Origin of the sequence: Mesorhizobium sp. YC-39 (genome assembly GCF_025753795.1) — a bacterium.
GTDB lineage: Bacteria > Pseudomonadota > Alphaproteobacteria > Rhizobiales > Rhizobiaceae > Mesorhizobium.
Map to the genome: position 1 here is coordinate 311,279 of NZ_JAOWPS010000005.1, position 21,631 is coordinate 332,909.

The 21,631-nt window shown below is 62.9% G+C and carries 20 protein-coding genes and 1 riboswitch; of the genes, 5 read left to right on the plus strand and 15 right to left on the minus strand.

All coding sequences use genetic code 11. From position 1 onward, the window contains the following. Positions 1 to 43 precede the first annotated feature (43 nt). On the plus strand, positions 44 to 652 hold the full coding sequence (locus OHD62_RS27185) for a flavin reductase family protein (RefSeq protein WP_263789163.1): 609 nt from the start codon (positions 44 to 46) through the stop codon (positions 650 to 652). A 12-nt stretch (positions 653 to 664) separates the two neighbouring features. Here the strand turns inward: OHD62_RS27185 and OHD62_RS27190 are convergent, their stop codons facing one another. Together OHD62_RS27190 and OHD62_RS27195 are read right to left on the minus strand one after the other, a co-directional pair. Further along, entirely contained in the window at positions 665 to 1,546 is an 882-nt protein-coding gene (locus OHD62_RS27190; RefSeq protein WP_263789166.1) for an HpcH/HpaI aldolase/citrate lyase family protein, read from the minus strand. 3 nt (positions 1,547 to 1,549) lie between these two features. Then, positions 1,550 to 2,002: a MaoC family dehydratase gene (locus tag OHD62_RS27195; protein WP_263789167.1), complete on the minus strand. Its 453-nt coding sequence runs from the start codon at positions 2,000 to 2,002 to the stop codon at positions 1,550 to 1,552. A 150-nt stretch (positions 2,003 to 2,152) separates the two neighbouring features. Between OHD62_RS27195 and OHD62_RS27200 the strand changes: the two genes are divergently transcribed. After that, positions 2,153 to 3,274 (plus strand): DUF2336 domain-containing protein, encoded by a 1,122-nt coding sequence (locus tag OHD62_RS27200; protein WP_263789168.1) that lies wholly within the window; start codon positions 2,153 to 2,155, stop codon positions 3,272 to 3,274. On the opposite strand, the gene OHD62_RS27205 is transcribed toward OHD62_RS27200, so the two are convergent. Both OHD62_RS27205 and parE read right to left on the minus strand, forming a co-directional pair. Then, positions 3,271 to 5,331, minus strand: coding sequence for an FUSC family protein (locus OHD62_RS27205; protein ID WP_263789170.1), 2,061 nt, complete (start codon positions 5,329 to 5,331; stop codon positions 3,271 to 3,273). The two genes, OHD62_RS27200 and OHD62_RS27205, sit on opposite strands and share 4 nt — an antisense overlap. 35 nt (positions 5,332 to 5,366) lie before the next feature. Continuing rightward, a complete protein-coding gene (parE, locus tag OHD62_RS27210; RefSeq protein WP_263789171.1) occupies positions 5,367 to 7,418 on the minus strand; it encodes a DNA topoisomerase IV subunit B in 2,052 nt (683 codons plus the stop codon). A gap of 273 nt (positions 7,419 to 7,691) precedes the next feature. On the opposite strand from parE, the gene OHD62_RS27215 reads away from it, so the two are divergent. Then, on the plus strand, positions 7,692 to 8,864 hold the full coding sequence (locus OHD62_RS27215; protein WP_263789172.1) for a GGDEF domain-containing protein: 1,173 nt from the start codon (positions 7,692 to 7,694) through the stop codon (positions 8,862 to 8,864). Between the two features lie 15 nt (positions 8,865 to 8,879). On the opposite strand, the gene gcvP is transcribed toward OHD62_RS27215, so the two are convergent. From gcvP to gcvT, 3 genes are read right to left on the minus strand one after another with little or no spacing between them, the layout of a single operon-like run. Beyond that, complete coding sequence (gene gcvP / locus OHD62_RS27220) at positions 8,880 to 11,693, minus strand: aminomethyl-transferring glycine dehydrogenase (RefSeq protein WP_263789174.1); 2,814 nt, start codon at positions 11,691 to 11,693, stop codon at positions 8,880 to 8,882. A gap of 16 nt (positions 11,694 to 11,709) precedes the next feature. After that, on the minus strand, positions 11,710 to 12,078 hold the full coding sequence (gene gcvH / locus OHD62_RS27225; RefSeq protein WP_263789175.1) for a glycine cleavage system protein GcvH: 369 nt from the start codon (positions 12,076 to 12,078) through the stop codon (positions 11,710 to 11,712). 6 nt (positions 12,079 to 12,084) lie between these two features. Next, positions 12,085 to 13,185: a glycine cleavage system aminomethyltransferase GcvT gene (gcvT, locus tag OHD62_RS27230; RefSeq protein WP_263789176.1), complete on the minus strand. Its 1,101-nt coding sequence runs from the start codon at positions 13,183 to 13,185 to the stop codon at positions 12,085 to 12,087. A gap of 148 nt (positions 13,186 to 13,333) precedes the next feature. After that, positions 13,334 to 13,420: riboswitch (glycine riboswitch) on the minus strand. A gap of 293 nt (positions 13,421 to 13,713) precedes the next feature. On the opposite strand from gcvT, the gene OHD62_RS27235 reads away from it, so the two are divergent. Then, positions 13,714 to 14,712, plus strand: coding sequence for a hypothetical protein (locus tag OHD62_RS27235; RefSeq protein WP_263789177.1), 999 nt, complete (start codon positions 13,714 to 13,716; stop codon positions 14,710 to 14,712). Between the two features lie 198 nt (positions 14,713 to 14,910). On the opposite strand, the gene OHD62_RS27240 is transcribed toward OHD62_RS27235, so the two are convergent. Then, positions 14,911 to 15,738, minus strand: a complete 828-nt coding sequence (locus OHD62_RS27240; RefSeq protein ID WP_263789179.1) for a transporter substrate-binding domain-containing protein — start codon at positions 15,736 to 15,738, stop codon at positions 14,911 to 14,913. 87 nt (positions 15,739 to 15,825) lie between these two features. Between OHD62_RS27240 and OHD62_RS27245 the strand changes: the two genes are divergently transcribed. After that, positions 15,826 to 16,425 carry a DUF3011 domain-containing protein gene (locus OHD62_RS27245; RefSeq protein WP_263789181.1) on the plus strand — a complete coding sequence of 200 codons (600 nt, stop codon included), beginning with the start codon at positions 15,826 to 15,828 and terminating at the stop codon, positions 16,423 to 16,425. A 42-nt stretch (positions 16,426 to 16,467) separates the two neighbouring features. Here the strand turns inward: OHD62_RS27245 and OHD62_RS27250 are convergent, their stop codons facing one another. From OHD62_RS27250 to OHD62_RS27280, 7 genes are all read right to left on the minus strand, one after another. Beyond that, entirely contained in the window at positions 16,468 to 17,277 is an 810-nt protein-coding gene (locus tag OHD62_RS27250) for a molybdopterin-binding protein (protein ID WP_263789182.1), read from the minus strand. A gap of 1 nt (position 17,278) precedes the next feature. Next, positions 17,279 to 18,160: a cytochrome b/b6 domain-containing protein gene (locus tag OHD62_RS27255; RefSeq protein ID WP_263789184.1), complete on the minus strand. Its 882-nt coding sequence runs from the start codon at positions 18,158 to 18,160 to the stop codon at positions 17,279 to 17,281. A 113-nt stretch (positions 18,161 to 18,273) separates the two neighbouring features. Next, positions 18,274 to 18,951 carry a DUF1345 domain-containing protein gene (locus tag OHD62_RS27260; RefSeq protein ID WP_263789187.1) on the minus strand — a complete coding sequence of 226 codons (678 nt, stop codon included), beginning with the start codon at positions 18,949 to 18,951 and terminating at the stop codon, positions 18,274 to 18,276. A gap of 4 nt (positions 18,952 to 18,955) precedes the next feature. Next, positions 18,956 to 19,423, minus strand: coding sequence for a YaiI/YqxD family protein (locus OHD62_RS27265; RefSeq protein WP_263789189.1), 468 nt, complete (start codon positions 19,421 to 19,423; stop codon positions 18,956 to 18,958). A 66-nt stretch (positions 19,424 to 19,489) separates the two neighbouring features. Next, a complete protein-coding gene (gene gfa, locus OHD62_RS27270; RefSeq protein WP_263789190.1) occupies positions 19,490 to 20,059 on the minus strand; it encodes an S-(hydroxymethyl)glutathione synthase in 570 nt (189 codons plus the stop codon). Between the two features lie 18 nt (positions 20,060 to 20,077). Then, positions 20,078 to 20,350, minus strand: a complete 273-nt coding sequence (locus OHD62_RS27275) for a hypothetical protein (RefSeq protein WP_263789191.1) — start codon at positions 20,348 to 20,350, stop codon at positions 20,078 to 20,080. After that, positions 20,350 to 21,477, minus strand: coding sequence for an S-(hydroxymethyl)glutathione dehydrogenase/class III alcohol dehydrogenase (locus OHD62_RS27280; protein WP_263789193.1), 1,128 nt, complete (start codon positions 21,475 to 21,477; stop codon positions 20,350 to 20,352). Before OHD62_RS27280 ends, OHD62_RS27275 begins: the two co-directional genes overlap by 1 nt. Positions 21,478 to 21,631: the final 154 nt, after the last annotated feature.

Consider the following 21,631-nt stretch of genomic DNA (forward strand, 5'->3'; position numbering starts at 1 on the left):
CGACTCGGCCTGACCTGAATCTCAACACACCTAGAGAGAGAAAATGTTCTACGAGCCGTCGAAAGGGCATGGGCTGCCGCACGACCCCTCCAAGGCGATCGTGGCGCCGCGCCCGATCGGCTGGATCTCGACAGTGGACAGGGACGGCAGGATCAATCTTGCGCCCTATTCCTTCTTCAATGCCTTTTCGACCCGGCCCTTCATCGTCTGGTTCTCGTCCGAAGGCGAGAAGGACAGCGCCACCTTTGCCGAGGAAACCGGCGAGTTCGTCGCCAATCTGGTCAGCCGCGAGCTGGCGGAGAAAATGAATCGAACGGCGGTGGACGCGCCGCGCGGCATAAGCGAGTTCGGCTATGCCGAGCTGGCGATGGCGCCGTCGCGTCTTGTTGCGCCGCCCCGTGTGGCGGCAGCACCCGCCGCGCTCGAATGCCGGGTGACGGAGATATTTCGCCCGAAAGCGCTGGACGGAACATCGACGAGCGCGGTCGTGGTGGCCGGCGAAGTCGTCGGTGTCCATATCGACGACGCGTTCCTGAACGACGGCAGGTTCGATATCGTCAGGGCGGGCAATGTCGGCCGTCTCGGCTACATGGACTATGCCAGTGTCGACGAGATATTCTCGATGCGCCGGCCCCGTTGGGAAAAAGAATAGGGCTGGGGAAGATCAGGCCAGAACTCCAGCCGCCCTGGCCCGCGCCAGAAGCCGTTCGGCGAGTCTGAGATGCGGCCGGTCGTACATCTTGCCACCGATGCCGACGACACCGGGATTTCCCGCCGCCTCGAATGCGGCAACCAGGGCAGCGGAATGCTGAACCGCCTCAGTCGACGGTGTGAACGCGGCGTTGATGACCGGCACCTGCGCCGGATGGATCGCCATCTTGCCGGTGAAACCGTCGCGCTCGGCTTCGGCGCATTCGACCTCGAAGGCGGCCATGTCGCGAAAATCGGGGAAGACCGTGTCGATCGCGGCGACCTCAGCAGCACCCGCGGCCAGAATGGTCATGGTTCGGGCAAAGCGAAAGACATCGGTGTAGCGGCCATTCCCGTCGCGCGCCGTGCGGGCACCGATCGCCGCCGACAGATCCTCCGCGCCCCAGGTGACGCCGACAAGCCGCGCGCTGACCTCGGCGTAGGTCGCGGCCGCCAGCACGCCCGCCGCCGTTTCTGTGATGATCGGCAGAATTCTTATCGCACCGTCCGGCAGGCCGTTTTCAGCCTCATGTACCCTGAGTTTGGCCGAAAGCTGTTGCACGTCCTGGCCGCTATTCGACTTCGGCAGCATGATGCCGTCGGGTTTAGCCTGAACAAGTTTTGCAAGATCATCGTCGGTCAGTCCGCTCGACAGATCGTTGACCCGGACATAGATCGCGGCTGCGGTCCGATGCCGATGGGCGGCAATGAAGTGCGCCGTGAGGTCGCGCGCTGCAGGCTTGTTCCCGGGCGCCACGGAATCCTCGAGGTCGACGATGACCACATCGGCGCCGGCGCCAAACCCCTTCTCCAGCTTCTTTTCCGAGTCGCCGGGAACAAAGAGCAGCGAACGCATCCGTCAGGCCGCCTTCTTCATCATCATCGCTTGCCTCGTGCATTTGGCGACGAGTACGTCATTCTGGTTGTAGGCGCGGTGTTCGAACTCGACGATGCCGCGGTCCGGCTTCGATTTCGATTCCCGCATCGAGATCACAGTAGTCTCAACGCGAATGGTGTCGCCATGGAAGACCGGATGTGGAAACACCGTCTCCTTCATGCCGAGATTGGCAATGGTGGTGCCGACGGTGATGTCGTTCACCGAAATGCCGATCATCAGGCCCAGCGTGAACAGCGAATTGACCAGCGGCTTGCCCCATTCGCTCCTGGCGGCGAAGTCGAAATCGATGTGCAGCGGCTGCGGGTTCAGCGTCATCACCGAAAACAGCATGTTGTCGCTTTCGGTGACGGTCTTGCGCAGCGTATGCCGGAATAGCTGGCCGACGACGAACTCTTCCAGATAAAGCCCGGCCATGGTCGCTCTCCCTTTTCCCTGAGCTTGATAGGCGCTGCCTACCAGTCCATCAAGCCGGTTAATGAACATGGTGAACCGTTCGTAAACCATTTCTGCCTAGGGTCTTGTCAGGGGCTAGAACGGACTTGGGCCGGGGGCGTAGCGGACGGCATGATTGTTTCGCATTTCCTGAGATGGATTGACACGGCAAGGGTTTCCGAGCGTGCCGCGGCGGCCAGCGCGCTGGCCCGCGCCTATATCAATTCCGACCTGCCTTTCGAGGATCGCTGCGCCGCCGAGGCCGCGCTGACGCTGTTGCTCGACGACGCCTCGTCGAAGGTGCGATTGGCGATTGCCGAGGCGCTGTCAATGAGCCATCACGCGCCGTTGCAGATCATCAGCGCGCTGGCGTCCGACCAGCCGGAAGTGGCCAGCCTGGTGCTGGCGCGTTCGCCGCTGCTCACCGATGCCGACCTGATCGACCGGGTCGCGAGCGGCCAGAAGGCGACGCAGAAATTGATCGCCGACCGGCCTGTCGTCTCGATGGCGGTGGCGGCGGCGATCGCCGAGATCGGCGAAGCGGAAGCCTGCGCCACGCTGCTCGCCAACAGCGGCGCAGATATTGCTTCGCTCAGCTTTCGCCGTATGGCCGAACGACATGGTCATCTGCCTCTGATGCGCGAAGCGCTGATATCAGACGCGCGGCTGCCGGCCGACTGCCGGCACATGCTGCTGATAAAACTTGGCGAGACCCTCAAGGGATCGCCGCTGGTGCTGGCGCTGATGGGCCCGGCAAGAGCCGAACGCGTCATGCGCGACGCCTGCGTCAAGGCTTCGGTGACGCTGATCGAAGGCACGCGCCAGGAAGAACATGCCGCCCTGATCGAGCATCTGCGCCTGCGTGGCGACCTGACGGCAAGCTTCCTCATTCGCACCATCGCGCATGGTAAGGTCGACTTCTTCGGCTCGGCGCTGGTCGCGCTCAGCCAGCAGTCCGAACAACGGGTGAGGGCGCTGCTGGCCGGAGGGCACGATGTGGCGCTGCAGGCGTTGTTCCGCAGCGCCGGCCTTGCCACTGCAATCCACGCAATCATCCTGCGCGCGCTGAAGATCTGGCGCGAGGTTGCCAATGGCAAGCGCATCGCCGGCGTTCAGGAAGTCAGCTGGCTGATGCTGAAGGAGCTCGGCGGGCAGTCCGCTCAAGGCGATCTTGCCGGGTTGGTGAAGTCAATCCATCTTGACGCGCTGCGCGAAAACGCGCGCGGCCACGCGCTGGCGATCGCGGCGGCCTAGACCTTATCCTTCGCGAAGAAATCCGGAAAGTCCTCTAGCGTCGCAGCGATGATGCGCAGAGAGGCCGCAACCTGCAACATCTCGGCCGCGTCGCTGCGTTCGGCGATGCCAGCCGCATATTGCCTGGCGACGGCGATCGTTGCCGTCTGCCGCTCGCCCGGCCGGTGAAAAAGCAACTCGCGCGCCAGCCCGCGCAGGAAATTGGTGATCGAAAGAACCGTTTCCGATGGGACCATGGAATTCTGCTGCGCCGCGCGCAACCGCAGAATCTCCAGCCCGACGGTCACAGTGGCGATGCCGCTGCCCAGGGCTGCGTCGCCTTTCTTGCCGACGCGCTGCAACAGCGGCATCAGCTGGTTGATCCGGTCGTAGGCAAGGCTTTCGAAAGCGGATCGCCGCGGCACGCGCTCGTGCAGGCAAAGCCGGGCCAGATCCTCCCGCATGGCCTGCAGGATGCGGTTGACGGTAACCCATGGGTCGGCGGGCAAGACGACCATAAAGACGCCGATGGCGAGAAGAATACCGACCAGGATCGACGCCGAGCCGGCGAAGAATGGCAGGGGGTCGTAGGTCATCGCCTGATGCGGGCTGAGGAAAGCGAGAAAATTGATGGCGAAAGCCGTGGCGACACCGACATAACGCGGATTGGCCATGCCAAGTGCTGCCGGCACAAGGATCGGCATGACGAAGAGCGCGAACCAGCCGAAGCCGGGCAAAGCAGGCAGTGCTATCTGGCCGACGAGAAACGCGAAAGGCAGAGCCAGCAATGTTCCTATGAAGAAGCCCCAGGCCGACTGGACGGGATCGGGGCGGGCAGCAAACAGGCTGGAGACGACGGCGACGAGAATGACTGTGCCTGCCGCTTCCGACCATTTCGTCGTGAGCCAGAAGGCCGCCACCAGTAGCGTGGCAAGGGCGGCGCGCACGGCGTTGCGCCAGGCGGCATGGTAGTCGCGGTGCACGACCAGCGCCGGCTGGCGCCGCTCGCGGGAAGGCCGGGAAACGGGCGAGCGCAACGCATCCAGGCCGAGCAGCACCTGCTTCAGCGCCTCCGCAAAATCGGCGGCGATGGTGAGGCGAGTGACTGAGCCAACCTTGTCGCCTCCGGGGGCGGCTGCCGGCACCTGCCGTGCCTGGCTGGCAATCGCATCGAGCCGCGCCACCCAGGAAGATGTATCGTCAAGCGCGCCCGGTTTGATAGCCAGTTCGCCAACAAGCGCCTGCAGTTCGCTGCGCACAGGAACAAGTGCGGCGTTCTTCGGCGCGGCATGGGAGTGCAGCGCGCGCGCCGCCGACAGCGCCCAGAGCAACTGGCCGATCGTGCGCCTGACCGGGTGAGCACGGGTGGCGAAGCTTGGCGCTTCGAGCCTTGCATAGGTGCGCATTTCAGCGAGCGTCTGGCCATCAGTGATCAGTTTGCGCTGGAGCGCCGCAAGCGTTGCCGCATCGCCGCCGGAAAAAGCGCCTCCGGCATAGGTGGCAAGGTCGAGAATGCTGCGCTTCAACCTGGAGATGATAGCGTCGGCCGCCAGTTTCGGCAGGATCAGCCGGCTGGTCAGACCGGCGCAGACGATGCCGAGCACGATCTCGGCACAGCGCGCCACAGCGAGATCGACGACGAGGTGCGGCTGTCCGAACGCGGGCAGGCCGATGATCATCGCCGTATAGCCGGCGAGTGCCGCGCCATAGGCTTCCGGGTTGCGCAGCAGCGACGAGACGAGCGTGCAGAGTCCGATCCAGATCGCCAGGATGGTGACCAGCAGCCAGGGACTGGTGCCAAAAAGGGATGTGATGCCGATCGCCGCCAAACCACCGGCCAGTGTGCCGAGCAGCCGGTAAAAGCCCTTGGCCAACACCATGCCGGCGACCGGCTGGGCAACGATGAACACCGTCATCATCGCCCATTGCGGGTGGTCGAGCTTGAGGGCATAGGCGGCGAGAAGCGCAATCAGCCCAGCGGAAACCGTGCGCAGCGCGAAAATCCAGTCCGATCGGGTCGGTCGCGTGAGGCTGGCAAACTTTGCGGCAAGATCGCTGTGCAGACGGTCCCAGATCACACGCTCATCTCCGCATTCGATGGGAGTGGGCTAGTTCAGATATCCAGCACTTCCGTCTCGGCGAATTCCGCACGTTCCTGGATGAAGCGGAAGCGAGCTTCCGGCTTGGTGCCCATCAGCGCGTCGACCGCGTCCTTGGTTGCGGCCTCGGCGTCGATCACGTCGACCCTGAGCAGCGTGCGCTTCCTCTGATCCATGGTCGTTTCCTTGAGCTGGGCAGCCATCATTTCGCCCAACCCCTTGAAGCGGCCGATTTCGACCTTGCCGCGCCCGGTGAATTCGGTGCGCAGAAGTTCGTCCTTGTGCGCGTCGTCGCGAGCATAGGCGACCTTGCCGCCTTGCCGGATCGAGTAGAGTGGCGGCACCGCCAGATAGAGATGGCCGCCGCGGACCAGGCCCGGCATCTCCTGGTAGAAGAAGGTAATCAGCAGTGAGGCGATGTGGGCGCCGTCGACATCGGCATCGGTCATGATGATGACGCGGTCGTAGCGCAAATCCTCATCGCGGTATTTTGAGCGCGTGCCGCAGCCCAATGCCTGGATCAGGTCCGATATCTGCTGGTTGGCGGCAAGCTTGTCGTTGCCGGCGCTGGCGACATTGAGGATCTTGCCCCGTAGCGGCAGCACAGCCTGGCTGGCCCGGTCGCGCGCCTGTTTCGCCGAGCCGCCGGCCGAATCGCCCTCGACAATGAAGAGCTCGGCGCCGGCAGCGGCATTCTGCGTGCAGTCGGCGAGCTTGCCGGGCAGCCGCAATTTGCGCACCGCGCTTTTGCGCGACACTTCCTTTTCCTGGCGCCGGCGCACCCGCTCGTCGGCGCGCGCGATCACCCATTCGAGCAGTTTCGAAGCCTCTTGCGGATTGTCGGCCAGCCAATGGTCGAAGGGGTCGCGGATGGCGGTCTCGACAATGCGAATTGCCTCGATCGTCGCCAGCCTGTCTTTGGTCTGGCCGACGAATTCCGGCTCGCGGATGAACACCGACAGCATGCCGGCCGCCGAGATCATGACGTCCTCCGACGTGACGATCGAGGCGCGCTTATTGCCGACAAGATCGGCGTAGGAACGCAAGCCGCGCGTCAGGACATTGCGGAAGCCGGCCTCGTGCGTACCACCTTCGGCGGTCGGGATGGTGTTGCAGTAGGAGTTGAGGAAGCCGTCGCCACCGAACCAGGTCACCGCCCATTCGAGCGAGCCGTGGCCACCTTGCCTGTCGCTCTTGCCGGCGAAGACTTCGCGGGTGACCTGGAACTCGTCGCCGAGCGAGGCCTTCAGATAGTCCTTGAGGCCGCCTGGGAAATGGAACTCTGCCTTGGCCGGCGTCTGATCCTTTTCCTTGATCAGCGACGGATCGCAGGTCCAGCGGATTTCGACGCCGCCGAACAGATAGGCCTTCGAGCGCGTCATGCGATAGAGCCGCGCCGGCTCAAACGCTGCGCCCTTGCCGAAGATCTGCTCGTCGGGGTGGAAGCGGATTTTCGTGCCGCGGCGGTTATGTACTTCGCCGAGCTGCTCGAGGCCGGTGACGGGGAGGCCACGCGAGAATTTCTGCCGATAAAGCTGCCGTCCCCGCGCGACTTCGACCTCGAGATGATCCGAGAGCGCATTGACCACGGAAACGCCGACGCCGTGCAGGCCGCCCGAGGTCTCATAGACCTTCGAGTCGAACTTACCGCCCGAATGCAACGTCGTCATGATGACTTCGAGTGCCGGCTTCTTGAATTTCGGATGTGGATCGACCGGGATGCCGCGGCCATTGTCGGTGACGGAGAGATAGCCGTCGGCGGAGAGCTCGACATCGATGAAGGTCGCGTGGCCGGCGACCGCCTCATCCATCGAATTGTCGATGACTTCGGCGAACAGATGGTGCATCGCCTTGTCGTCGGTGCCGCCAATATACATGCCGGGCCGCCGCCGCACCGGCTCCAGCCCTTCCAGAACCTCGATGTCGGCGGCGCTATAGCTCTCGCTGCCATCGCGGGATGCCGGGCGCTTCGCCGCCTGCACCAGCGGGTCAGCAGGGCGCGCGGTAGCGCGAACCGGCTGCGGCTGCTTTTCCAGATTGCCGAAAAGATCGTTGTTGTCGTCCATGCTGATCCTGGATTCCAATGCTGCGAATCACCCCGCGATACTGCCACGCTTTTTGCGGGCAGGCGACGGAGGTTCCTGTTACGTTCGAGGATGGCGCCTCATACCGCAAAACCATTCGACAGCCAAGCGACGGAAATGCGCCAAAGCGTTGGAGCATCGACGCTTTGTAAACCTTGTCGGAAGTTGCCCCGGAAGCTTGGCTGAAAAACGGTATCCGCGGACTGCTGCTGACCTAGAGTGTGGCAAAGACCCCCAAGAGGCTGTTTACTGCGCATGTTGGATTATAGTTCGCTCCTGCTCGCGGCTGCGCTGTCGGGCACGTGCCTCAGCGTTACCATGTTTGCGATCTGGTTCACCGCGCCGCGGGCTCGCTTCGTGCTCACTGTGGCGTGCGGCATTCTCGTGCTCGTCGCGCATGTGGTCCTGTTCTGGCACTACGCAAGGGATCCCGGTCCCTGGCTTTGCCAGATCGTGCTTGCGCTTCTCACCCTGGGCTTCCTGATCATCTGCCTGTCGGCCATGCAATATCTCGGGATGCGCAATTACAAACGCGTGGTTCTGCCGACCTTGCTCGCGATGGCCGCTTGCGCGGGCGCGACGTATCTCGGGCTTGACGGTCTCGGTTTCATCCTTGCCTACGCCACGGTGACGGCCCTGCTCTCGCTGATCGGGGCAATGTTCTGGATCAAAGGTGGTCACGATCGCCGGATTCTGCTGGTCGTTTCGTGCCTGAGCGGCGTCTGTGCGCTGTCCTTCGGACTTTGCGGCGCGGTCCTGCTGGTCAAGGGCCAGTGGGTGCTCGGCGTTGCGCCCGACAATTGGGCCGAGCGGTTGAATTCGGTCGTGGCGGTCGCCTGCATGACCGGGCTTGGCGCATTGACGCTCTCGCTCCACCATTTGCAGGCGCAGATCGAATTGAAGGCCGAGACCATGACCGATCCCTTGACCGGGCTGATGAACCGGCGGGGGCTGACGGCACTTTATGGCGAGCGTGCCTTCGGCTCCTTCATGTCCGTCGCCATGTTCGACCTCGACCATTTCAAGAAGACGAACGATGTATTCGGTCACCCGGTCGGCGATCAGGTTCTGTGCCGTTTCGCCGCTGTCATCAACAAATATGCCAGGACCGGCGTCGACGCCTTTCGGCTGGGCGGCGAGGAATTCGCGCTGGTCATGTCGCGGATGACGGAAGAGAGAGCCCACGATCTTGCAAGCAAGATCAGCGTCGCCTTCGGCACCGAGGTCGTGGCCACCCCGCTTGGTCCGTTGCGCAGCACGGTCAGTGGCGGCATCGGCTTTGGCAAGGCTGGCGGCACTCTCGACGATGTGCTGGCCGAGGCCGACGCAGCGCTGTATGCGGCAAAGCGGGCCGGGCGAAATCGCGTCATTGCCCAGAACAAGGCCAACAGGGCCGACCAAGTCGGGCCGGCCCTGCGTTCTGCCTGATTGTTGCCTGGCGGACTACTCCGCCGCGCCCAGATACTCCGACAGTGGCGGGCAGGAGCAGACGAGGTTGCGGTCGCCGGCGACATTGTCGATGCGCGATACCGGCGGCCAGTATTTTGCCGAAGTATCGGCGTTGCCGGCTGGATAGGCCGCCTCGAGCCGCGAATAGGGATGGGTCCACTCGCCAGCCAGCGCCTCGGCGGCGGTGTGTGGCGCGTTGACCAGCGGATTGTCGGCCAAGGGCCATTCGCCCTTCGCCACCTTGGCCGCCTCGCCTGATATCGCAATCATCGCCTCGCAGAAGCGATCAAGTTCCTGCTTGGGCTCGGATTCGGTCGGCTCGACCATCAGCGTGCCGGCGACCGGAAACGACATGGTCGGCGCGTGGAAGCCGTAGTCGATCAGGCGCTTGGCGATATCGTCGACGCTGATGCCGGAGCTCTCCTTGAGCACGCGGGTGTCGAGGATGCATTCATGAGCGATGCGATCGTGCCTGCCCTTGTAGAGGAGCGGGAAATGCGGCGCGAGCCGTGTCGCCACATAGTTGGCCGAGATGATGGCGGTCTCAGTAGCCTGCTTCAGGCCAGAAGCGCCCATCATGCGGATGTACATCCAGGTGATCGGCAGGATGGAAGCGCTGCCGAAGGGTGCGGCCGACACGGCATGGGCCGAGCCTTCGGTGACGTGACCGGGCAGATAAGGCTTCAGGTGGGCTTTGACGCCGATCGGGCCGACGCCTGGGCCGCCGCCGCCATGCGGAATGCAGAAGGTCTTGTGCAGGTTCATATGGCAGACATCGGCGCCGATGTCGCCCGGCCGAGCGAGACCAACCAGCGCATTGAGGTTGGCGCCGTCGAAATAGACCTGGCCGCCATGCTCGTGAATGAGGGCGCAGAGATGGCGCGCCCCTTCCTCGTATACGCCATGCGTCGAGGGATAGGTGAACATCAGCGCCGCGAGATTCTTGGAATGCTCATTGGCCTTGGCCCTCATATCGTCCATGTCGATATTGCCGTCCTCCAAGCAGCGCACGACGACGACGCTCATGCCGGCCATCGCCGCGCTTGCCGGATTGGTGCCATGCGCGGAGGAGGGGATCAGGCAGACGGTGCGATGGCCTTCGCCGCGCGAGCGATGATAGGCGCGGATGGCGAGCAATCCGGCATACTCTCCCTGGCTGCCGGCATTGGGCTGCAGGCTGACCGCGTCGAAACCGGTGATCTCCGACAGCCAGCCTTCCAGTTCGCCGACCATGGCGCGGTAGCCCGCCGAATGGCTGGCCGGCGCGAACGGATGCAGATTGGCGACGCTTGGCCAGCTCACCGGCATCATTTCGGCGGCGGCATTGAGCTTCATGGTGCAGGAGCCGAGCGGGATCATGGCGCGGTCAAGCGCCAAATCCTTGTCGGCCAGCCGGCGCAGGAAGCGCATCATCTCGGTTTCCGAGTGGTTTTCGTGGAAGACCGGCTGGCTGAGGAACTCTTTGCCGCGTGGCTTGCCGGGTAAGGTGCTGGCGCCGGCGGCGTCGGCCTTGGCGCCGAACAGTGCGGCGATCGCGTCCAGATCGGCCTCGGTCGAGGTCTCGTCGAAACTGATGCCGATATGGTCGGTGTCGATGACGCGCAGCAGCCGGCCGGTCTTTTCGGCGGCGGCGGCAATCGCCTTGGCTTTGCCTTTTGCTTCCACCGTCACGGTGTCGAAGCGGCTCGCGCCAAGCACCGAAACGCCTGAGGCCTTGAGGCCGGTTGCCAGGCGATTGGCCAGTGCGTGGATGCGGCCCGCAATCGCCTGTAGGCCCGCAGGGCCGTGCCAGATCGCATAGGCCGTTGCCATGTTGGCGAGAAGCGCCTGCGCGGTGCAGATGTTGGAGGTCGCCTTGTCGCGGCGGATATGCTGTTCGCGCGTCTGCAAGGCTAAGCGATAGCCGGGGCGGCCCTTGCTGTCGGTCGACTGGCCGACGAGGCGGCCGGGCATCAGCCGCGTCAGCTTGTCGGAGACGGCGCAATAGGCGGCGTGCGGGCCGCCAAAGCCCATCGGCACGCCGAAGCGCTGCATCGGACCGACGGCGATGTCGGCGCCGAGTTTTGCCGGCGTGTCGGTCAGCGTCAGGCCGAGCGGATCGGCGATGAAGACGACGAGCGCGCCGCTGGCACGAGCCTTTTCGATTGCGGCCTTGTGGTCGCCATAGACGCCAAATGTATCGGGCCAGGAAACGAGCAGGGCGGCCGTGTTGTCGTCGATCGTTTCGCCGTCGACCTCGGTGCCGAGCGGCTCGGCGCGGGTGCGCACGACGTCCAGGGTTTGCGGGTGCGGGGTGCCGGCCAGCGCCACCTTGGTGCGCTTATCGCGATGGTGGCGCAGAGCAATGCCGACGGCCTCGGCCACCGCCGTCGCCTCGTCGAGCAGCGAGGCCGATGCCACCGGCAGTCCGGTCAGCTCGGTGACCAGGGTCTGGAAGTTGAACAGCATTTCGAGCCGGCCCTGGCTGATCTCGGCCTGGTAGGGCGTGTAGGCGGTGTACCAGGCCGGGTTCTCGAACAGATTGCGCTGGATGACTGGCGGTACGTGGATGCCGTGGTAACCGGCGCCGATAAAGCTCTTCAGTACGGTATTTTTCGCCATGGTCGCCGAAAGCTCGGCCAGCGCTTCCGCTTCGCTGGCCGGGGCGGGCAAGGCGAGCGGCTGGTCGAGGCGGATCGATCTCGGCACGGCCTGGCTGATCAACGTCTCGACGGAGGGAACGCCGATCACGGCAAGCATGGCCCTGATATCGTTGAGGCCGGGGCCGATGTGGCGGGCTGAGAAGGGATAGGGTGCTGCTACGGTCATGTTCAATGTCCTGATATCAACCGATGTGAGCCTGGTAGCCGGCCTCATCGAGAAGGCCCTCGAGCTGGCTTTCATTGGCGAGCTTCATCTTCCACAGCCAGCCGTCGCCTGTTGCCGCCGAATTGACCAGAGACGGGTCCGACGACAGCGCGCCGTTGGCTTCGGTGATCTCACCATCGACAGGCGCATAGACGTCGGATGCCGCCTTGACCGATTCGACCACGACGGCCGTATCGCCCTTGGTCAGCTTTCTTCCGGTCTCCGGCAATTCGACGAAGACGAGATCGCCGAGCTGCTCCTGGGCGTAATCGGTGATGCCGACAGTGGCGATGCCGCCTTCGACGCGGAGCCATTCGTGGTCTTCGGTGAAATAGGTCTTTGCCATCGGGACTTATCCTTTGCGGTAACGATGAGGTGTGAAGGGCAGGGGATTGATATCGATCGGGATTTTCGCCCCGCGCACATCGGCGAAAAGCTTGGTGCCGGGTTTGGCCAGCGCAGTCTGGACATAGCCCATGGCGACCGGGTGGCCGGCCGAGGGGCCGAAGCCGCCCGAGGTCACATGGCCGGAGGGATTGCCGTCCGCATCGAACAGGGCCGCACCGGCGCGCACCGGCTGGCGACCTTCTGGCTTCAGGCCGACACGTTTTTGCGCCGGGCCGCGCTCAATTATTGCGCGCAAGGCATCGGCGCCGATGAACGGCCCGGTGGCGCGGATGTCTTTGGGGATCGCCCACATCAGCCCGGCGCTGGCCGGGTCGATCTCCGGCGTGATGTCCTGGCCATGCAGGCAGAGCCCGGCTTCCAGCCGCAAGCTGTCGCGGGCGGCAAGGCCGATCCAAAGCACGCGTTCGTCTTCGAGCAGTCTGGCGACGAGATTCCGCGCGTCCGCCTCCGGCAGGCCGATCTCGAAACCGTCTTCGCCGGTGTAGCCGGAGCGGCTCATGAACCAGTTTTGCCTGGGCTCGATGCCGTGCATGAACAGCAGAGATCCGGTCTCAATGCCGGCGCGGGCCAGGGCCGCCCATGCTTCGGGACCCTGGATGGCCAGGAACACGCGGTCGAGTGCGTCGGCCTTTGCGTCGAAATCCCCAGCCAGCGCGCGCAAGTGCTTCTCGTCGGTGGCGGCGTTGCCGGCATTGGCGACGACCATGAAGCGCTCGTCGCCGAGCCTTGTGACGATCAGATCGTCGATGATGCCGGCGGCCTCGTTGAGGAAGAAGGTGTATTTGGACTGGGAGATATCGAGTGCGCCGGCATCTAGTGGGCAGGCACGGTTGAGGAGTCTGGCGGCGTCAGGACCACTGACCTCGAACAGCTTCATGTGCGAGATGTCGAACAGGCCGGCGTGCTCGCGGGTGTGAAGATGTTCCTTCATCACGCCGGCCGGATAGGTCAGCGGCATCGACCAGCCGGCGAAAGCGCCAAAGCGCGCGCCGGCTGCGCTATGCAAATCCTCGAGGGGAAGGTGTTTGATATCGTCGCCCGTCATGTCATCTCCAGAGTCGCACGCAATCGGCCGCTGATGGCGACCAGTCCGTGCCCCTCTGTCTGAAGCCTGAGAGACTCGCGCCCCGTAACTCTGTCGGCAGCGCTTACACCTTCGGCGCGGGGGCAAGCCCCGACTTTCCAGAGTGTCTTTCCCGTCTACGGTTCTTTTGCCTGAGAGATTTCGGGCGATTTCCCCTTCGGCGGCAGCTCTCGCTGCTCTCTCCCGCAAACAGGTAGGACTCAAACGATGAGCCCTCGACTCGTCATCCATAGCCCGTGAACGACACCTTGTCACCTGCCAGCGACATCTAAAGCGCGTCGCACTGAACGGATTCAGGCGCCGCGCTTTAGACTTTTGTCTTGATGCATGTCGTTTACCCAAAACCGCTGCACACTTTTTGGGCGACATGCATTGACCGACAAGTCTTCGCTAACCACGCCGTTTGGCGGTTTCTCAAGACATTGCTGATATAGGGATCGCTATGGTGCTTGGGACCGGCGTTGCCGGCGATGGACGGGAACGAAAAAGATGGGCGAACTTATCATGAGCGCGCCGGTGGCCGGGCTGACGTCGATAAATCGTATCACGGCTGAAGATGTGGTGATGCTGCGCCGCGAGGTGTTCGGCGACGGCGTGGTGAGCCGCGGCGAGGCCGAGGCACTGTTTGCGCTCGATGCGACGGCCAAGGACAAATGCGCGGAATGGCCCGACTTCTTCGTCGAGGCCGTCACCGACTACATTGTCCATCAAGAGAAACCGGCGGGCTATGTCTCAGAAGACAATGCCGATTGGCTGGTGCGGACGATTTCGCGCGATGGCATGGTCGACAGCCGCACCGAGCTTGAACTGCTGGTGCATGTGCTGGAAAAGGCGAAGTCCTCGCCGAACCGGCTTTGCGCCTATGCGCTGGAACAGGTCGCCCACGCCGTTATCGACGGCAAGGGCCCGCTCATGCACGGCGGCAAGCTGGTTCCCGGCAGGATAGCCAAGGCGGAAGTCGAGCTGCTGCGCCGTATCCTTTACGCCTATGGCGGCGACGGCAATATTGCCATCACCCGCGCCGAGGCGGAGGTGCTATTCAGCATCAATGAGCAGACAGCCGCGGCCAGCAACGATCCGTCCTGGAACGATTTGTTCGTCAAGGCGATCGCCAATTTCGTCATGTGCTCGGCCGGCTACGAGGCGCCGATGCGCGACGTGGCACTGCGCCAGGATTCGTTCTTCGAGCAGGCCGAACCGGAAATTGGCGGTTTCTTCAACCGCATGGTGTCAGGCGGGCTTGCCGGTATCCTGGAAGCCTATCGCGCGCCGGGCGATATCGAGGCCGAGTGGGAATCGAAGAACAAGGCAGCCGAGGCGCTGGCTCGCCGCGCCGAAACGGTCGACGCCGGCGAGGCGAAGTGGCTGGCCGAACATATCGGCGACCGGCCGCTGCATGAGAACGAGCGGGCGCTGCTGACGCTGATCAAGCACGCCGCGCCGGAAATCCATCCGGCGCTGAAGCCGCTGATCGACAAGGTCGCTTAGGGTGTATCGATATTCAGGTGATGCCGGCCTGCGAACGGCGGTTTCCTGCGCTTCCGGTGCTCGCGTACCAAAGTACGCTGCGCTCCGGTTCTCGGAAAACCATCGTTCTCGGCTCGGCCTGACCTGAATCTCAACACAGCCTGGACAGTTGCAAGCGTCGTCCTGGCCAGGGAATCGGTCGCGCGAAAGATTGCCAACCTATTGTTTGGCTGGCTCGGGCTTGCCGGTGTCGAAGCGCGACATCCATTTGAAGCTATCGAACCAGTAGCGGCGCACGCCGCCGATGGTGCCGTCGGCGGTGCGCGCGCCGATCCAGTTGTTGACGTACTGGATGAGGCGGACATCGTCCGGCCGTAAGGCAAACGCCTCCGGCGTCCGCAACAGTGGTCCGCCGACCATTGTCAACTTCGCATCATAAAGCCTGGCCGCCATCTGCGGCGTCGGCGAGGTGGCGACCATCGCCTGTGCCTCGCCGCCGATGATCGCGGCAAAGACATCGGCCGTATTGTCGAAGGAGAGGATCGTCGCCTTGGGAAAGGCTTCCTTCGCGGCGGCTTCATCCGTGGAATTGGAGAGTACGGCGATCTTGTACCCGGGCGTCCGCAATGCCTTTCCCGGCTTTTTGCCGAGGCTGGCGATCGTCGCCACCATGCGGATATCGGCGGTGCCGGTCTTGTCGGAGAACACCACTTCGCGGGCGCGTTCAGGCGTGCTGGCGTAGCCCGCCGCGATCATGTCGAAATCGCCCTTGAGCAACCGTGTCTTGAGGTCGTTCCAGGGCACTTCGACCAGCTTCAGGTCGACGCCCAGGTCGGAAGCGAGCGCGTTGGTCAGGTCGACGTCGTAGCCTACGAATTTCCCGTCGGCTTTCTTGAGGATCCATGGCGGATTGAGCGCCACGCCGACCGTCAGTGTCTTCTGGTCGATGATGCGCTTGAGGCTGTCGTCCGCGCGGGCGGGCAGCAGCGTCAGAGCCAACCAGGCGGAAAGGGCAAGTATAGTCGTGGCGATCATCTTAGCGCGCATGAATGTAACCTCGCTGCAGTCCGTCCGGTTGTCAGATTTACACAGAGGTGCCATTCTGTCGATAGCGAACCCTGATGGAGACTTGCGATGTCGGCACGGATGGCGATTACCGGTTCGATGATGTTCCTGGCCTGCGCCCTGGGCAATCCGGCGAAGCTCTCCTTGTTGCCGGGCGCAGCGCAGGCGGCGGGCGTCAAACGCGTGGTCTGCTCCAGCGCTGACTACCGCTACTCCTATTGCGGTGTCGATACGCGTCGCGGCGTGCAATTGACGTCACGGCTTTCTAAGGCGCGTTGTCAGTACGGAAAAAGCTGGGGTTATGATGGCGGCGGCATCTGGGTCGACAATGGCTGCTCGGCCGAATTCGCGGTCGCAGGCTCCGGCCGCAACCCTTCTGCCGGGGACGTGGCGGCGGCAATCATCGTTGGCGGCGTGGTCGGCGCCATTCTCGACAACAGCAATTCGCATCGCCATCATTCCGATAACTATTATCCGAGGCCGCGCCAGCGCCATGACAGTCAATGGGTCGATCCGACGCCGCAATTCGACAATCAGGGCAATCCCAATTTCGATACCCATGGCAACTATCAGGGGCCGCACGGGCTGGGCAAACTCGTCACTCCCGATGACAATCCGGACCTGAACCCTGCGCTGCGGAGCGACGGCGACGATGGCGACAACGGTTAGAGCCGGACGTCGCCCCTATCTTTTCGGGATCATGCTCTGCGTTCAAATACCGCCATACCAGTCGTAGCCATTGTCCTCCCAATAGCCGCCTCGGCCGCCGCCGACTGTGGCGAAACTGTCGACCAGTTCGATTTTGGTGAGGTATTTCGGCATCTTGTAGCCGAGCTGGCGCTCGACGCGGACACGCAGCGGTGCGCCGTTTTCGACCGGCAGCGGCTTGCCGTTCAGGCCATAGGCCAGGATCGTCTGCGGGTGGCGGGCATCGATCAGGTCGATCGTGCCATAATATTTGATGTCGCCGGACAGGCTGCGCTCGATCGTGTCGAGGCAATGGAACATGACGTAGCGCGCCTGTGGCTTGACCACCGCCTGGTCCAGCACCAGGGACAGCGGCGTGCCGGTCCATTTGGCGATACAGCTCCAGCCTTCGACGCAGTCGTGGCGGGTGATCTGCGTGCGGCTCGGCATGTTCATGAGCTGCTCCCGGCTCAGCGACAGCGGCTTTTCGACGAGGCCTGTAACTTCCAGCCGCCAGTCCGCGAAATCATTGGCGAGCAGGCCTTTGTAGGTATCGTCGTCCGGCGCGGTGATGCCGTTCGGGCGCTGCGGCTGGCGGATGTCAGCTTCGGTGAATTCCGGCGCCAGCGAATCGCGACCGGCAAGCAGGCGTTGCGCGCGATGCGTCAGGTCGTTGGCGCCTTCGAGGAAGCTGCGCAGGCCGTCGCCGACGCCAAGCTGGCTGTCGAACGCATCGCAACCCGACAACATGATGCCCGATACGCCGAGGCTGGCCGAGGTCAGGAATTTCCGTCTGCTTATCTGTAGCTTGGGGCCGATCTGGAACTTTGGCATGTCAGACGCTCCTTTCTGACGATTTTCCGTCATGCGCCGGCGGATCGGTTCGGTACCAGCCCGTGATGATGGAGCGCAATTCGTTGATCGGGCCGGCGGCGAGGATCATCAGCATGTGAATGATGAAGAAGCCGACGAGCAGCACCATCACGATGAAATGGATGGTGCGCGCGGTCTGCCGGCCGCCCAGGAGGTCGTTGAGGAACGGCAGCACCGCATTCATGCTCGGCGACATGGCGAGGCCGGTGATGATCATCAGCGGCAAAAGCACGAACAGCACGCCGCCATAGGCCATTTTCTGCAGCGTGTTGTATTCGCGGGTGTGGTGGAATTTGAGCTTGGCGTGGTCGATGATGTCCCGCGGCAGGCGCTTGAGATCGTCGATGCGCGGGGCGAGATCGCGGCGTAGATGGCCATTGATCAGGCTGGCGACCAACCACACGATCAGCGTCGTCGACAGTATCCAGGCGAAAAAGAAATGCACGACGCGGGCGGTGCCGAGGTCGTAGTAGGACGGGATTGTCGCCCAGGATGGAAAGGCGCGGGACGTTTCCTGACCGGCCGGCCCGGACCAGCCAAGCACGCCTGTCGTGTCGAAACGCTTGCCGAAGATTTCGGTGTAGCCGCGGGGACCGGTTGCGGTGTTCTCCGCGCCGATGGCGAAGACGGTGTTGTTATAGGTGAAGCCGGATTCCTTGCCGATATAGAGCTGGGGGCGGGCGTTGAATATCTGCAGGCCGGAAAGCAGCATGAAGAACAGCGAGATCGCCCAGAGCCAGTGCGTCAGCCGCGTCCAGCGCGACTGCCGATAGATCAGCGTCGCATCCTTCGATGGGGCGGTGTCCGCGCCGGCGATGGGTTGGCTTCTGGCAAACGATTCCATTTGTCTCGTCCTCTCGACCGCTCAGCCGGCCTTACCAGTACTTCTCCTCCCAATACGCTGCCAGCCAAAGTGATGTTTCATCCGATCACGGAATTATTACGGGCCGCTCGATATTAAGGGCTGCCGAGGCTGACGGCCAGGTTGACGGCGGCCGCGACGATAACCGTATTGAAAAAGAACGACACGATCGAATGCAGAAGCACGATGCGACGCATTTGCGTGGTCGAGACCTGGGTATCGGAGGTTTGCGAGGTCATGCCGACGGTGGCCGAGAAATAGAGGAAATCCCAACCGTCCGGCTGCTCCTTACCGGTGAATTCGAGGCCGCCGACAGGCTTTTTCTCCTTAGATTTGCTGCCGGTCTCTTCATCGTCCATCCAGTAGACATGCGCGTAATGGAGCGCCGCCATCGCATGGATAGTGAACCAGCCGAGCGGGATCGAAGCGAGCGCAAACAGCAACCCGAGGAGCTGCTTGCTGTCTTTCGTGTTGATGAGCTGGAACAAGGAGATGGTGGCGACACCGACGACGACAAGCGTGACGGCGAAGATGACCAGCACCGGCTGATCGGTGGCGCGCGCATTCTTGCTGAGATAGCGGCCCGTGAGCCGCGGCATCTGGGCGACGACGAGGATGATGTAGGCGGCAAAGAACGCGTTGGCGCCGATCGAATAGGCGAGGGGCGCTCGCAGGATCAGTGCGACGATCAGCGCGATGATGCCAATACAGGCCGACACCGCGAATTGCATGTGCCGGTGCAAGGGTGTCTTGATGGGCGTTTCGGCGGCCATGGCTTTAGCCAGATGTGGCGGTTTTCAGCGCACGCCGCAAGATGCGGTCGAGTTCGCCGAGAAACCGCGAACGGTCCTGCGGCGCGAAGCTCGCATTATAGCCCTTGCTTTCGCCGGTCTCGCGCAGATGCTGCTTGAGGTCGCGCATCGCCACCGCCATGCCGATCGTCTCCGGCGTGAACGGACGCCCCGTCGGCCCGAGCACATGGGCGCCAAGCGCCACAGTGCGGGCGGCAAGCGGGATATCGGCAGTCACCACGATGTCGTTGGGCCGGGCGTTGTCAACGATCCAGTCGTCGGCGGCGTCGGCGCCCTTGGAGACGACGACATTGCGGATCATCGGATCGCGAGATGGCCGCAGTCCGCCATTGGAGACGAAGGTGACGATAACACCATGGCGCTCGGCCACCTTTTCGACCTCGGCTTTGACCGGGCAGGCGTCGGCGTCGACGTAAATGGCAGGTGCTGGCATCGTTGGTCCCAAAAGAATATGGGGCCGGGAGAGATGCCCGGCCCCATTAATGTCGTCGGGTTGTCGCTAGGCCGGCAGCGCGCCGGACTTCTTCGCGGTCCAGGTGGCGATGTAGTCCATCAGGCCGGGGTTGAGGCAATCATAGGGTTCGAGGCCAATCGACTTCAACTGCGCCCGGATGCCGTCCATGCGGCCTGGATCGACACCGGATTCGATGATCGACGAGACAAAGGCGGTGAAGCCTGGCGGCGACCAGCCATCTTCCTCGAAGCGCTCTGGATGAATGAAGGAGAGCCCCTTGAACGGGTGGTCGCGCTCGACCGGACCGTGCATGTGGACGCCGCAGCCGGTGCAGGCGTGGCGCTGGATCAGCGCGCTCGGATCGACGACCTTCAGCTTGTCGCCGTTCTCGGTCACCGTCACGTCGCCCGTACCGGCAACCGCGACCACCGAAAACAGCGCACCCTCCGGCTTCCAGCATTTGGTGCAGCCGCAGGCATGGTTGTGGGCGATCTGACCCTTGACCTTCACCTTCACCGGCTTGCTGGTGCAGGCGCAGACCAGCGTGCCGCCGGCAAAGCTTGCGCTTTCCTTGGGCAGTCCATTGTCGATTTTCGGATGCAGTTTTTCAGGCATTTTTTCCTCCCTTGTTGGTCATGGCGTTTCGACGTCAATGACCGCTTCATTTTCCATGAGGTGCACTTTTAGCAAGCGATGCACCTCGGTCAGTCTCCTGTTCAAAAAGGTATCGCGTACGAGAAAGCTGATTTCATCTGTCGCATGATCGATCTCTCCCAAATCGATCTGAATGCGATTGTTTGCCCTATAGCCACGCCACAGATCCTCGCCAAAATTCCGTATTCGATGGACCGTCGACTTTTCGAAGTCGACGAAGCGGATACGAACACGATTTTGAACCTCCTTCACTAGTAAATCACGACACTCCTGATCGACTTGCCCTCATGCATGAGGTCAAAGCCCTTGTTGATGTCTTCGAGCTTCAACGTGTGGGTGATCATCGGATCGATCTGAATCTTGCCGTCCATATACCAGTCGACGATCCTGGGCACATCGGTGCGGCCGCGCGCCCCGCCGAAGGCGGTGCCCATCCAGGTGCGGCCGGTGACCAGCTGGAATGGCCTTGTCGAGATTTCCTGGCCGGCGCCGGCGACGCCGATGATGACCGACTTGCCCCAGCCGCGGTGAGACGATTCAAGGGCTTGGCGCATGACTTTCGTGTTGCCCGTGCAGTCGAATGTGTAGTCGGCGCCGCCGATCTGGTCGGCGCCGCGCTTGGTCATGTTGACGAGGTGGGGCACGATATCGCCCTCGATCTCCTTCGGATTGACGAAATGCGTCATGCCGAACTTCTCGCCCCAGGGCTTCTTGTCGTTGTTCAAGTCGACGCCGATGATCATGTCCGCGCCGGCAAGCTTCAGCCCCTGGATGACGTTGAGGCCGATGCCGCCGAGGCCGAAGACGACGGCGGTTGCGCCTTGCTCGACCTTGGCGGTGTTGATGACGGCACCGATGCCGGTGGTGACGCCGCAGCCGATGTAGCAGATCTTGTCGAAAGGCGCGTCGGGATTGACCTTGGCCAGCGCGATCTCGGGCAGCACGGTGAAGTTGGAGAAGGTCGAGCAGCCCATATAGTGGAAGATCTTGTCCTTGCCGATCGAGAAGCGCGACGAGCCGTCCGGCATCAGGCCCTGGCCCTGCGTGGCGCGAATGGCGGTACAAAGATTGGTCTTGCGCGACAGGCAGGACGGGCACTGGCGGCATTCCGGCGTATAGAGCGGAATGACGTGGTCGCCCTTCTTGACCGACGTGGCGCCCTTGCCGACATCGACCACCACACCGGCGCCCTCATGGCCGAGAATGGCCGGAAACAGGCCTTCCGGATCGGCGCCCGACAGCGTGAATTCATCGGTGTGACAGATGCCTGTCGCCTTGATTTCGACCAGAACCTCGCCGTCGCGCGGACCGTCGAGGTCGACCTCCATGATCTCAAGCGGCTTTCCGGCGGCAACAGCGACAGCGGCGCGGGTTTTCATCAGGCAGTTCCTCCCAAGGCAATCGATAAAGTTTCAGGTTTCGGCGGGGCCATAAGCCTGCCTAGCGCATGGCCCCGAAAATCGGAATCGATTTCCTCGGGATCATGCGCAAAATCAAAGTGTGCCACTGCGTCCTGTAGTGTGGCGAAATGCC